Here is an 11,985-nt window from a genome sequence, read left to right as displayed (position 1 = left end):
CACCCCCGCTGACGCTGACAGATCACCCCCCCACACCGAGACACCCCCACGGGGGGCCCCCCCCCCCCCCCCCCCCCGGTGGGACGCCGACCCCTCCCAGGCGCCGGCCGAGCGGCCGGACCTCGCGGAGGTCCGCAAGGAGATCAACCGCGTGAACGGCGAACTCGTCCGCGCCACCGCCGCATCGCCGTCCGCGCGCACGGCCCCCTACTGCGGCGGACTGCTGACCGCGGCGGCCGTGCACGTAGGGCACGACCGACAGCTCGACGCGCTGCACACCGTCGCCTTGGAGCGGGCGCTTCGGTCCGTCTGCGGGTCTTAGGCGGCAGTCGGTGCGACACCTGATTGAGTGTCGGTGCGGGGTGTTGCCTGCATGTGCAGCCTGCCGGGCCGCAAGGCCAACCCCAGGGCGGGGCGGACCTGTTGTTGTCCTGGCAGGTGTTCCAGGCGCCATCGGGCGGTGATGGTCGCGAGGGCGAGGACGGCCTCGGTCACCGCGAAGCTGTCGCCGATGCATTTGCGGGCGCCGGCGGCGAAGGGGAGGAGGGCGTGGCGGGGCGGCTGAGGTCGCTTGGGGTCCCAGCGGTCGGGGTCGAAGGTTTCGGAGTTGTCGTAGAGGTCCGGCCGGTGGTGGATGAGGTAGGGGCTGTAGGCGACACAGCTCCCGGCGGGCAGCAGGTGCCCGCCCAGGCGGGTGTCGGCGGTGACGGTGCGAGTGAAGATCCAGCCCGGCGGTCGGAGCCGGAGGGTTTCGGTGACGATGCGGTGCGTCAGTTCCAGGCGCGGCAGGTCGGCGTGGGTGGCCGTGGCCCCGTCCAGGACGGCATCCACCTCGGCGTTCAGCCGCCGCGCCATCTGGGGGTGCCGGGCCAGCAGGTCGAGGGCCCAGGCCAGCAGGGCGGCCGTGGTCTCCGTACCGGCGAGGAAGAAGGTGACGATCGTGTCGCTGATCTCCGCGTCGGTCATGCGGGGACTGTCGTCTTCGGGGTCATGGGCCGCGATCAGGGCCGAGAGCAGGTCGTCGTGGTCGACGCCCTCGGCGCGGCGCTGGGCGATGATCTGGTCGAAGGCGTCGCGCAGGCGGGTGCGCGCGTGCACGTGGGAGCGGTTGCCCGAGGTGGGGAGCCGGTCCAGCGGCGGGACCATGAACATGCGCTGGTAGAAGCCGTCGAAGAAGGTCTTCACGTCGTTGAGGACCGGGCCGAGTTCGCCGGGAGGCAGCGCGCCGGAGAACAGGGTGGCGGCCGTGATCTTGGATGTGATCGTCATCATCTCGGTGGGCACGTCCAGGATCTGTCCGGCATGCCAGGCGCCGGTCACCTCCTCGACGCAGGCGCTCATGGCCTTTGTGTAGCCGGGGAACCGTTCCGGGCGGAAGGCGGGCTGGGCCAGCCGGCGCAGCCGCCGGTGCGCGCCGTACGGACAGCTGGCAAGACCGTCATCACCCACCACTTCCCGTACGCGGTCGAAGATCGGGCCGCCCTTGTCGAAGACGCGGTCATCGACCAAGGCCTGCCGGGTCAGTTCCGGATCGCAGATCACCACCAGCGTGAAGGGGCCGAGGCGGATGCGGACGAGATCTCCGTGGGTGGGCAGGGAGTTGATGAACTCCAGCGGGTTCCGCAGCAGCGGCATCAGATGGCCGACGATGGGCAGCGCCTTGGGCGCCATGGGGACCGAACGCAGGCTCGCCATTTCCACTCCGTGGTCTAGTGACCGGATTCGGTGCTCTGCAGCCCGTAGCGGGGCGTCTCCAATGACCATGTGTAGACGGGGTCGACCCAGTAGAAGATCGCCTGGGCGTGCTTCCTGACTTCCTCCGGCAGGGAGGCGTCCGCACAGATCGTGGCAACGGCGTTGGCGTTCTCGTAGCGCATGGCCGCGTTGAGCGTGAGCGAGCAGGAGAAGGCCATGTCCACGGGAATTCCGTATTCCTGGCAGATGACGCCGATGAGGCTGAGCCTTTCCCCCGATTCGGCCGCCACGTGGCAACTGTGCAGATCGTTGTCGAGACCGACGAGGAGACTTCCCTGCTTCATGAGGTGAAGCAGGGGTTCGGGAAGCTCCTTCCCCGGCCCGACGAGGCCCGGCTGAAGCCTCTGCACCCACATGCCGAGGACGATCCCCGCCGTGCGCGTCCGGTGCCTCAAGTACCGGTCCAGGCTCGGGAGGGGTTCCCCGCTTTCCCACGCCTGCCGAGCCGTGTACTCGTGCAGGAATCCCAGCAGCAAGTCCGTGAAGCCGGGCATCAGTTCCGCTCCTCCCGCCGCGACGATGTCGTCGCGCAGACTGGCTAGCGGCCTGAGGATGTCCGGCCCGTCGGGCGGCACATGCCCGCTCTCCAGGGTTTTCCTCACGGGCTCCACGAGATGACCGACCGGCTGATCACTGCCGAGGTCGACGGTGTTCAGCCAGAACAGGATCATCTGCAGTTTGGCCAGCGGGAGCAGCACATTCCAGGGGGCTTGTGGGGCGAAAAGGCCCACCAGGTGCCCGGGGGTTGCCTGGGCCGCTATTTCGACATGAACCTTGCTCAGTCCAAGGTTCGCCGCCCAGGAGAGAATGGCGGACTCCAGTTGCTCGGTCCGCGGGTGAGCGGGGTACGTTTCACGTCCCTTTCCCAGGTGGGAGAGAATCCAGGGTTTCAGGGGCCGATAGGAACCGGGGATGTCGTCCGTCGTCCGGGAGTCAGTTGTCTTGGAACCAGTTGTCCTGGAACCAGATGTCCTGGAGTCAGTCGTCTTGGGGTCAGACGTCCTGAGGTCAGTCGTCCTGAGGTCAGGGAACAGAAGGGGCATCTGAGGGGGCATGCAGCAGTTCCTTCCTGCTCTACTTTCCGAAACGTCGCTGACGGGCGCCGTAGAAGGCCAGGGCGCCGTGCAGATCGGACTGGGTGAAGTCGGGCCACAGGACAGGGCAGAAATAGAGTTCGGAGAGGGCCGCCTGCCAGAGCATGAACCCGGAGAGACGCTGTTCGCCGGAGGTGCGGATCACCAGGTCCGGGTCGGGCAGCCCGCTGGTGGACAGGGCCTGGGCGAACGACCTCTCGGACACGGTGAAGCCGGCGGACTTGACCGCCTGGTGGGCCAGCCGGCGCGCCGCGGCGAGGATGTCCTCCCGGCCGCTGTAGCCGACCGCGAAGTTGATCTGAGGGCCCTGATTGCGACAGGTGCCGGCCTCCGCCTCGCGCAGCGAGGTCGCCAGAGAGCTGGGGAGCAGCCGGGGATCCCCGAGGTGACGCATTCTCCAGTGCCCGGCCGCCGCCAGCCGGTCGGTCAGGTCGGAGATGATGTCCAGGAGTTCGTGGAGCTCGCCCGCGGCGCGATTGAGGTTGTCCGTCGAGAGCAGCCACCATGTGGTGGTCTCTATGCCTACGGCCTCACACCAGCGAAGGGCCCGGCAGACGTTGTCCGCGCCCTCCCGGTGGCCCTGCTCGACGGGGTGGCCATGGGCCTGCGCCCAACGGCGGTTCCCGTCCACTATGAAGGCGACGTGACGTGGCCCCTTGCGCGGGCCGAGGTCGCGGCGGTCGTTCCGTTGTTGGGGGAGGTCGCGCGGAGGAGTACTCATCGGGCACTTCCCTATCGCCTGGGACCGGTGCATACACGGCCGATACGAATCCAGCGGGCTCAACGAGCAAGGAAATGGGCGGAGTCGGTGGATGTGCCGCAAGGGTGGCTGCGGGCGGCGGCCTTTCCTGAAGATCCTGGTCCGCTCCGCCGGGGTTGCCAAGGCGTGATCAGGGGCGCCTGACAGTGCGTACGCCTCAATCGGAGGCCGCAGCGGCTCCCGCCGAGGGCGCTCAAGTCGCCCCTCAAAGCGCGGCGTTCTCTCCGCACATCCCACGCTCCGGCCCGCCGGCCGTCGTTCGACAACCCCGGCAGATCGCTCAGTGGTCGAGCGAGCCGATGAAACGGTGCAACCGTGCGACGACCTGCCGCAGTACGTCGACGGAGCCCACGGTGTCCTCCGCGAGTTCCAGGGCGTGGTCCGCCGAGGGGATCTCCAGGACGTCGTGGTGCAGCGACTCGGCGACCTGGGCGTCCCACAGCGCGTCGGCGCTCCCGCCGACGAGGAGGGTCGGCGCCTTGGCCCGCCGGAGCGAGCGGGCCACCTGGTCGTACGTCAGGAGAGGGGTGAGCCAGGCGGCCGCGAGGTTCCGGTCCGCCGCGACGCCACAGGCGAGTGAGCCGAGGGACTTGCCGACGACGAGACGACAGGCCCCCTCCTCGGCGTCGACGGCCCCGGTGACCTGCCGCTCCACCCAAGCAAGCCGCTCGTCCGGGGTGAACTGCCGGAAGCCGTCGGGGATCTGCCACCACCGTCACGGGCGCCGTCGAAGCGGGTGGCGGCGGCGAAGGAGGAGGGATCGGGCATGGCCGAAGGCTACTGGGCGCGCTCTACCGCGCGGGCGATACCGCGCGGGCGATACCGCGCGGGCGTTCAGGTGGCTCAGCCGCCCGCCGCCACCGCCTTCGCCCACCGGTAGTCCGCCTTGCCGCTGGGGGAGCGCTGGATGTGGTCGGTGAAGACCACGGCCCGGGGGATCTTGTAGCCGGCGAGGCGGGTGCGGCAGTGGGTCTGGACCGCTTCGAGGTCCAACGGGCCCGCGCCGTCACGGAGTTGGACGACCGCGGCGACACGGTTGCCCCAGCGCTCGTCGGGCACTCCGGCGACCAGCGCGTCGTACACGTCCGGATGGGACTTCAGCGCCTGCTCGACCTCCTCCGGATACACCTTCTCGCCACCGGTGTTGATGCACTGCGAGCCCCGGCCGAGGACGGTGACGATGCCCTCGTCGTCCACGGTCGCCATGTCGCCGAGCAGCACCCACCGCTCGTCGCCCCGCTGGAAGAAGGTCTCGGCGGTCTTCTTGGGGTCGTTGTAGTAGCCGAGCGGCACATGGCCGCGCTGCGCGATGCGCCCCGGTTCGCCGGCCGGCACAGGGTCGTACGTCGCCGGATCCACCACCTGCGTACGGGCGTTGACCCGCAGCCGGAACCCCTTGTCGGGGCCCGAGTCGTCCGTCGCCGTGCCGTTGAAGCCGGACTCGGACGAGCCGAAGTTGTTCAGGAGCATCACGTTGGGGGCGAGCGCGGCGAACTGCGCTCGTACCGTCTCCGACATGATCGCGCCGGACGACGACACGCTGAACATGGCCGAGAGATCCGTGCCCTTGCACGGTCCGTTCAGGGCGTCTATCAGCGGCCGCAGCATCGCGTCGCCCACCAGCGACATGCTGGTGACCTTCTCACGCTCGATCGTGCGCAGCACTTCCTCGGGAGCGAACTTGCGGTGGATGACGAGGCGTTGGCCGAAGTTGAAGCAGATGAACGCCGTCAGGGTCGACGTGCCGTGCATCAGCGGGGGAGTGGGGAAGAAGGTGATCCCGTCGCCGCCCGCGGCGACCCGCTCGGCCACCTCTTCGGGGCGCCCGACCGGCTCACCGGTGGGGGCGCCGCCGCCGAGCCCCGAGAAGAACAGGTCCTCCTGGCGCCACATCACCCCCTTGGGCATGCCGGTCGTGCCGCCGGTGTAGATGATGAACAGGTCGTCCGGTGACCGGTCACCCGTGAAGCCCCGCTCCGGTGAGCCGGCCGCCTCCGCATCGGCGTACGACACCGCGTCGAGCGAGGGAGCTCCGGCGGGCGGGGTCCCCACCCGCACCAGATGCCGCAACTTCTCCGTCCTCGGCAGTGCGGCCGCCACGCGCGCGGTGAACTCCCCGTCGAAGACGAGTGCCGCGAGATCCGCGTCGCGGTAGAGGTAGACCAACTCCTCTTCCACATAGCGGTAGTTGACGTTGACCGGGACGACCCGCGCCTTGAGGCAGGCGAGCACCGTCTGCAGGTACTCGATCCCGTTGTAGAGGTGCAGCCCCAGATGTTCGCCCGGCTTGATGCCGCTGTCGATCAGATGGTGGGCGATGCGGTTGGCGGCGGCGTCGAGCTCGGCGTACGTCAGCCGGCGTTCCGCCCCCGTGCCGGGGTGATCGATGTACACGAGCGCCTCGCGGTCGGGGACCACATCGACGACCGACTCGAACAGGTCGGCAAGGTTGTACTCCACCGCTCCTCCTGACCCCGGCGCCATGTCTTCTGGCTCTTCTGGCTTCTGGCGGTCATCAGAGCAGAGGTGCCCACAACTGGGAAGGGTCCCCGTACAAGAAATCTGACTGACTGTCAGAAAACTATTGAACTGGCTCCCCGGCTACTGCAACCTGTTCCAGGTCCGAAGCCGATCCGAAGCCGACAGGTCGGTTGTCACGAGAGGGAGCACGGCCATGGGTGGGACGGAACATCTCGCTGTGCAGCGCGAAGGCGCCACACTGGTACTCACGCTCAACCGGCCCGAGGCGAAGAACGCGCTCTCGCTGCCGATGCTGGTGGGCCTCTACGACGGGTGGGTGGCCGCCGACGAGGACGACACGATCCGCTCGATCGTGCTCACCGGCTCGGGCGGCACGTTCTGCGCGGGCATGGACCTCAAGGCCCTCGCGGGCAAGGGGATGGAGGGCGAGCAGTACCGGGACCGGCTGAAGGCCGACCCCGATCTGCACTGGAAGGCGATGCTGCGCCACCACCGCCCCCGCAAACCCGTCATCGCCGCCGTCGAGGGCTACTGCGTCGCCGGCGGCACGGAGATCCTCCAGGGCACGGACATCCGCCTCGCGGGCGAGTCCGCCACGTTCGGGCTCTTCGAGGTCAAGCGGGGGCTCTTCCCGATCGGTGGCTCGACGGTTCGCCTTCCGCGGCAGATTCCGCGTACGCATGCGCTGGAGATGCTGCTCACGGGGCGGGCGTACTCGGCGGCCGAGGCCGCGTCGATCGGTCTCATCGGCCAGGTCGTCCCGGACGGGACCGCGCTGGAGAAGGCCCTCGCCATTGCCGAGCAGATCAACGCGTGCGGGCCGCTTGCCGTCGAGGCGGTCAAGGCTTCTGTGTACGAGACCGCGGAGATGTCCGAGGCGGACGGCCTTGCCGCGGAGTTGAAGCGGGGGTGGCCGATCTTTGACACCGCCGATGCGAAGGAGGGCTCCAGAGCCTTTGCGGAGAAGCGGGAACCGGTGTTTCGGCGGGTCTAGGTCGCCCTTGGTCTGCGGATCGGTGGGGGCTGGTCGCGCAGTTCCCCGCGCCCCTTCGGGGTGCCCCCGCAGCTGGATCGCGCCCCTTCGGGGTGCCCCCGCAGCTGGATCGCGCCCCTTCGGGGTGCCCCCGCAGCTGGATCGCGCCCTTTCGGGGCGCTCCCTCTCGCTTTCATCGCCTAGAAACGGAGTTTGCTGATGGCATCCGCCCCCTCGCCCGAGGTTCTGCGCGCCCCTCTCGTCGTCGAGTTTCCGTTCACGCGGTCCCTCGGGCCCGTGCAGAGCGCCTTTCTCACCGGGCTGCGTGAGCGGGTCGTGCTCGGTGTGCGGTGCGGTGACGGGCGGACGCTCGTGCCGCCCGTCGAGTACGACCCCGTCACCGCCGAGGAAATACGCGACTTGGTGGAGGTCGCCCCCACCGGCACCGTCACCACCTGGGCCTGGAACCACGAACCCCGTCGCGGCCAGCCCCTCCAAACGCCCTTCGCCTGGGTCCTGGTGAAGCTCGACGGCGCCGACACCGCGCTGCTGCACGCCCTGGACGCGTCGGGCCCCGAAGCGGTCAGGACCGGCATGCGCGTACGGATCCGGTGGGCCGCCGAACGGAGCGGTGCCATCACCGACATCGCCTGCTTCGAGGCGTACGAAGGGGAAGCAAGCGGCGTCCAAAGTGCCCCGCACGACGGTGTGTTCGGGGATCCCGTCACCGGGATCGTCGCGCCCGCACGCCTCGACTACACCTACTCGCCCGGCCGCGCCCAGAGCGACTACCTGGGCGCCCTCACCGACCGGAAGGTCGTCGGCGAACGCTGCCCCTCCTGCCACAAGGTCTACGTCCCGCCCCGAGGAGCCTGCCCCACCTGCGGCGTCGCCACGACGGAAGCGGTCGAGGTGGGGCCGCGGGGCACGGTCACCACGTACTGCATCGTCAACATCAAGGCGAAGAACCTCGACATCGAAGTGCCCTATGTCTACGCGCACATCGCGCTCGACGGCGCCGATCTCGCCCTGCACGCGCGCATCGCGGGCATCCCGTACGACCAGGTGCGGATGGGCCTGCGCGTCGAACCCGTGTGGAGCGACGGCGGCCGCTTCCCCGATCACTACCGGCCCACCGGTGAGCCGGACGCCGACTACGACACGTACAAGGAGCTGGTGTAGATGCCGTCCGCCATCCGGCCCGCCCGCGACATCGCCATCGTCGCCTTCGGGCAGACCGACCACCGGCGCTCCTCCGACGAGCTCTCCGAGGTGGAGATGCTCATGCCCGTCCTGCACCAGGTCCTCGACGCCACCGGACTGAAGACCAGCGACATCGGCTTCACCTGCTCGGGCTCGTCGGACTATCTCGCCGGACGTGCCTTCTCCTTCACCATGGCCCTTGACGGGGTCGGCGCCTGGCCCCCGATCTCCGAGTCGCACGTCGAGATGGACGGCGCCTGGGCGCTGTACGAGGCGTGGACGAAGCTGCTGACCGGCGAGGCCGACACCGCGCTCGTGTACGCGTACGGCAAGTCGTCCCCCGGCTCGGTGCGCGACGTCCTGACCCGCCAGCTCGACCCCTACTACGTGGCGCCGCTGTGGCCCGACTCGGTCGCGCTCGCCGCCCTCCAGGCGCAGGCCCTGATCGACGCGGGGGAGACCGATGAGCCCGCGCTCGCCGGGGTCGCCGCGCGCAGCCGCTCAGACGCTTCCGCCAACTCCCATGCCCAGGTGAGGGGTTCGGTGCCGCAGGGCGAGTACGTCGTGCGTCCGCTGCGCACCGGCGACTGCCCGCCCGTCGGTGACGGGGCCACCGCCGTGATCCTCGCCGCGGGGGACCGGGCCCGCGAGCTGTGCGAGCGGCCCGCCTGGATCCGCGGGATCGACCACCGGATCGAGGCGCACGGCCTCGGCGTGCGCGATCTGACCGACTCGCCGTCCAGCAGGCTCGCCGCCGAGCGGGCCGGAGCCTTTGAACGGCCCGTGGACACCGCCGAGTTGCACGCACCGTTCACCGCGCAGGAAGTCGTCCTGCGCAAGGCCCTGAAGCTCGGCGACGACGTCGCGGTCAACCCGTCCGGCGGCGCGCTCGCCGCCAACCCGGTGATGGCCGCGGGCCTGATCCGGCTAGGCGAGGCGGCCGCCCGCATCCACCGGGGAGCCTCGGACCGCGCGCTCGCCCACGCCACGTCGGGCCCCTGCCTGCAGCAGAACCTGGTCGCCGTCCTCGAAGGAGACGCCCGATGAACAAGGAGCCCGTGGCCGTCGTCGGGATCGGCCAGACCAAGCATGTCGCGGCACGGAGGGACGTGTCGATCGCCGGACTCGTCCGGGAGGCCGCCCAACGCGCCCTCGCGGACGCCGAGTTGACCTGGGCGGACATCGACGCCGTCGTCATCGGCAAGGCGCCCGACTTCTTCGAGGGCGTGATGATGCCCGAGCTGTACCTGGCCGACGCCCTCGGCGCGGTCGGCAAGCCGATGCTGCGCGTCCACACCGCGGGCTCGGTCGGCGGCTCCACCGCGCTCGTCGCCACGAACCTGGTCGCGGGCCGCGTCCACGGCACCGTACTGACCCTCGCCTTCGAGAAGCAGTCCGAATCCAACGCGATGTGGGGGCTCTCGCTGCCCATCCCCTTCCAGCAGCCGCTCCTGGCGGGCGCTGGCGGCTTCTTCGCCCCGCACGTACGCGCGTACATGCGACGCACCGGCGCCCCCGACACGGTCGGCTCGCTGGTGGCCTACAAGGACCGCCGCAACGCGCTCAAGAACCCGTACGCCCACCTCCACGAGCAGGACATCACCCTGGAGAAGGTCCAGGCATCGCCCATGCTCTGGGACCCGATCCGCTACTCGGAGACCTGCCCGTCGTCCGACGGCGCCTGCGCGATGATCCTCACCGACCGTGCGGGCGCGGCCCGTTCACCCAAACCGCCCGCCTGGATGCACGGCGGCGCCATGCGCAGCGAGCCGACGCTCTTCGCCGGCAAGGACTTCGTCTCCCCGCAGGCGGGCAAGGACTGCGCGGCCGACGTCTACCGGCAGGCCGGCATCAGCGACCCGCGGCGCGAGATCGACGCCGTCGAGATGTACGTGCCGTTCTCCTGGTACGAGCCGATGTGGCTGGAGAACCTCGGCTTCGCCGATGAGGGCGAGGGCTGGAAGCTCACGGAGGCGGGCGTCACGGAGCTCGACGGGGACCTTCCCGTCAACATGTCGGGCGGTGTCCTCTCCACCAATCCCATCGGCGCATCCGGCATGATCCGCTTCGCCGAAGCGGCACTTCAGGTGCGCGGCCAGGCCGGCGAGCACCAGATCGACGGGGCCCGCAGGGCGCTCGGGCACGCCTACGGCGGCGGCGCGCAGTTCTTCTCCATGTGGCTGGTCGGCGCGGAGCCGCCCACGACGTGACGGGTGTGTCATGCCGGGCGGGCGGCCGTCCTCCTTCCGCGGCCTGTCCGGCGCAGGAACCGAAAGCTAGGCTGGCGTGCGGACGACGCATCGGGAGGAGCACGGACGTGGCCGAAGGCACCATTCAGCAGCATCCGCTCGCAGGCTGGGACAAGCCGGAGCTCGACCTCAGCACCGCGGACTGGCGATCGAGCAGCGAGGGGCGGGGAGACGTGGAGATCGCCTTTGTCGAAGGATTCATCGCGATGCGCAACGCGGGCCGCCCCGAGAGCCCGTCCCTGATCTTCACCCCGGCGGAGTGGGGTGCCTTCGTGCACGGCGCGCGCGAGGGCGAGTTCGATCTGACGTAGGCCGTCGATCAGGCGTACGCCGTCGATCTGACGCAGGTGTCGATCTGACGTAGGCCGTACGGGCGTTGTGCGCCCTCGTCTCCGGCTGTCGCGGCCGGCCGCGCCGTCGGCCGTGCTGACCTGGTGACTTTGGACTCTGCCCCCGGGCCCGCCCGCCGCACGAGGCCGGGCCCGGAAGCAGAGCCGGTCGACCTTGGCCTTGCGCCGGAGACGAGGAAGCCATGAGCGACGCCGTGAACGGCGATGCCACCGTCCAGCCTGTTGTCGTCGCCGTGGACGGATCAGCCGGCAGCGATCACGCCCTGGAGTGGGCGCTGACCGCCGCGCGGCTGCGCCGTGCGCCGCTGCGGATCGCGCATGTGCGGCAGTACGCGCTGCCGCTTGCCGACGGCCCGCGCATGCCGACCATCGACCACCGCCACGACGCCGACCCGGTCATCGACCGTACCCGCGGGCTCCTGGAGGGGCGGGCTGACCTGCCCCCGCTGACGTTGGAGGTCGTGGACGGCGCGCCGGGCAAGGACATTCCACGGCTCGGCGACGGGGCGCAGCTGCTTGTCCTCGGGTCGCGGGGGCGCGGCGGGTTCAGGAGCCTGCTGCTCGGCTCGAACGGTCTGGCGTGCGCGCGGGAGGCGGCGTGCCCCGTCGTGGTCGTGCGGCCCGGTGCGGAGCCGTCGGCGGATGAAGAGACGTACGTGGCTCTCGGCCTCGACGCGCTGACCCCGGACGACGGCGTCATCGGCTTCGCCTTCGCCGAAGCGCAGATGCGGGGCGTTCCGCTGCGCGTCTTCTGCGCCTACGCATCGCCCACCCTCGTCTACACCGCCACCGGCGACTTCGTGACCTCGGCGAGCGCGGACGCGGCGGCCGCGGCCGATCACACGGAACGCGCGGACATGCGGCTCGCGCCGTTCAAGGAGCGCCATCCGAAGGTGAGCGTCGAGCTGCTCGTCCTGCCGGGGGACGCGGCCGGGATCCTGGTGGAGGCGTCGCTGAACGCGGAACTCGTGGTGGTGGGACGGCACCACCGGCGGATGCTGGCCGGCCGCCTTGTCGGCTCGGTGACCAACGCGGTGCTGCTGCACGCGGAGGGTGCGGTGGCCGTGGTGCCCGTCCACGAGGTGGAGTGAGCGGGGCGGGGCTGTGTCGTGCTGGGGGG

General features: G+C 70.1%; 11 protein-coding genes and 1 pseudogene. 7 read left to right on the top strand and 5 right to left on the bottom strand.

Annotated elements, in window-relative coordinates; translation table 11 throughout:
- Positions 1-76: 76 nt before the first annotated feature.
- A pseudogene (locus tag ACFWY6_RS38185) lies at positions 77-322 on the top strand (chorismate mutase); the annotation flags it as partial.
- Here the strand turns inward: ACFWY6_RS38185 and ACFWY6_RS38180 are convergent.
- The 5 genes from ACFWY6_RS38180 to ACFWY6_RS38160 form a co-directional block, all read right to left on the bottom strand.
- Positions 319-1,695 (bottom strand): cytochrome P450, encoded by a 1,377-nt coding sequence (locus ACFWY6_RS38180; RefSeq protein WP_384700444.1) that lies wholly within the window; start codon positions 1,693-1,695, stop codon positions 319-321. The pseudogene ACFWY6_RS38185 and the gene ACFWY6_RS38180 overlap by 4 nt on opposite strands.
- A gap of 14 nt (positions 1,696-1,709) precedes the next feature.
- A complete protein-coding gene (locus tag ACFWY6_RS38175; RefSeq protein WP_384700442.1) occupies positions 1,710-2,810 on the bottom strand; it encodes a hypothetical protein in 1,101 nt (366 codons plus the stop codon).
- Positions 2,811-2,829: 19 nt separating this feature from the next.
- The gene (uppS, locus tag ACFWY6_RS38170; RefSeq protein ID WP_384700440.1) at positions 2,830-3,570 is read right to left on the bottom strand and encodes a polyprenyl diphosphate synthase; all 741 of its coding nucleotides are present in this window, start codon (positions 3,568-3,570) and stop codon (positions 2,830-2,832) included.
- A 319-nt stretch (positions 3,571-3,889) separates the two neighbouring features.
- On the bottom strand, positions 3,890-4,264 hold the full coding sequence (locus ACFWY6_RS38165; RefSeq protein WP_384700438.1) for a hypothetical protein: 375 nt from the start codon (positions 4,262-4,264) through the stop codon (positions 3,890-3,892).
- Positions 4,265-4,452: 188 nt separating this feature from the next.
- Positions 4,453-6,069 carry an acyl-CoA synthetase gene (locus ACFWY6_RS38160; RefSeq protein ID WP_384700436.1) on the bottom strand — a complete coding sequence of 539 codons (1,617 nt, stop codon included), beginning with the start codon at positions 6,067-6,069 and terminating at the stop codon, positions 4,453-4,455.
- Between the two features lie 214 nt (positions 6,070-6,283).
- On the opposite strand from ACFWY6_RS38160, the gene ACFWY6_RS38155 reads away from it, so the two are divergent.
- The 6 genes from ACFWY6_RS38155 to ACFWY6_RS38130 all read left to right on the top strand — a co-directional run bounded on the left by ACFWY6_RS38155 (position 6,284) and on the right by ACFWY6_RS38130 (position 11,956).
- Positions 6,284-7,084: a crotonase/enoyl-CoA hydratase family protein gene (locus ACFWY6_RS38155; protein WP_384700434.1), complete on the top strand. Its 801-nt coding sequence runs from the start codon at positions 6,284-6,286 to the stop codon at positions 7,082-7,084.
- Between the two features lie 198 nt (positions 7,085-7,282).
- Positions 7,283-8,245 (top strand): Zn-ribbon domain-containing OB-fold protein, encoded by a 963-nt coding sequence (locus ACFWY6_RS38150; RefSeq protein ID WP_384700432.1) that lies wholly within the window; start codon positions 7,283-7,285, stop codon positions 8,243-8,245.
- The gene (locus ACFWY6_RS38145) at positions 8,246-9,313 is read left to right on the top strand and encodes a thiolase domain-containing protein (protein WP_384700430.1); all 1,068 of its coding nucleotides are present in this window, start codon (positions 8,246-8,248) and stop codon (positions 9,311-9,313) included.
- Entirely contained in the window at positions 9,310-10,476 is a 1,167-nt protein-coding gene (locus tag ACFWY6_RS38140) for a thiolase domain-containing protein (protein WP_384700428.1), read from the top strand. Before ACFWY6_RS38145 ends, ACFWY6_RS38140 begins: the two co-directional genes overlap by 4 nt.
- Before the next feature lie 107 nt (positions 10,477-10,583).
- Positions 10,584-10,826 carry a DUF397 domain-containing protein gene (locus tag ACFWY6_RS38135; protein ID WP_135330564.1) on the top strand — a complete coding sequence of 81 codons (243 nt, stop codon included), beginning with the start codon at positions 10,584-10,586 and terminating at the stop codon, positions 10,824-10,826.
- Between the two features lie 221 nt (positions 10,827-11,047).
- Positions 11,048-11,956, top strand: coding sequence for a universal stress protein (locus ACFWY6_RS38130; protein ID WP_384700426.1), 909 nt, complete (start codon positions 11,048-11,050; stop codon positions 11,954-11,956).
- Positions 11,957-11,985 lie beyond the last annotated feature (29 nt).

Origin of the sequence: Streptomyces sp. NPDC059037, assembly GCF_042740015.1 — a bacterium.
Lineage (GTDB): Bacteria > Actinomycetota > Actinomycetes > Streptomycetales > Streptomycetaceae > Streptomyces.
Note: the sequence above shows the minus strand (reverse complement) of the source record. Positions and strands in the feature narration are given on the sequence as shown.

Coding starts and splice junctions, on each gene's coding strand:
- uppS (WP_384700440.1), bottom strand. CDS start 3,570: ATGAGTACTCCTCCGCGCGACCTCCCCCAACAACGGAACGACCGCCGC.
- ACFWY6_RS38180 (WP_384700444.1), bottom strand. CDS start 1,695: ATGGCGAGCCTGCGTTCGGTCCCCATGGCGCCCAAGGCGCTGCCCATC.
- ACFWY6_RS38145 (WP_384700430.1), top strand. CDS start 8,246: ATGCCGTCCGCCATCCGGCCCGCCCGCGACATCGCCATCGTCGCCTTC.
- ACFWY6_RS38140 (WP_384700428.1), top strand. CDS start 9,310: ATGAACAAGGAGCCCGTGGCCGTCGTCGGGATCGGCCAGACCAAGCAT.
- ACFWY6_RS38155 (WP_384700434.1), top strand. CDS start 6,284: ATGGGTGGGACGGAACATCTCGCTGTGCAGCGCGAAGGCGCCACACTG.
- ACFWY6_RS38130 (WP_384700426.1), top strand. CDS start 11,048: ATGAGCGACGCCGTGAACGGCGATGCCACCGTCCAGCCTGTTGTCGTC.
- ACFWY6_RS38175 (WP_384700442.1), bottom strand. CDS start 2,810: ATGCCCCCTCAGATGCCCCTTCTGTTCCCTGACCTCAGGACGACTGAC.
- ACFWY6_RS38150 (WP_384700432.1), top strand. CDS start 7,283: ATGGCATCCGCCCCCTCGCCCGAGGTTCTGCGCGCCCCTCTCGTCGTC.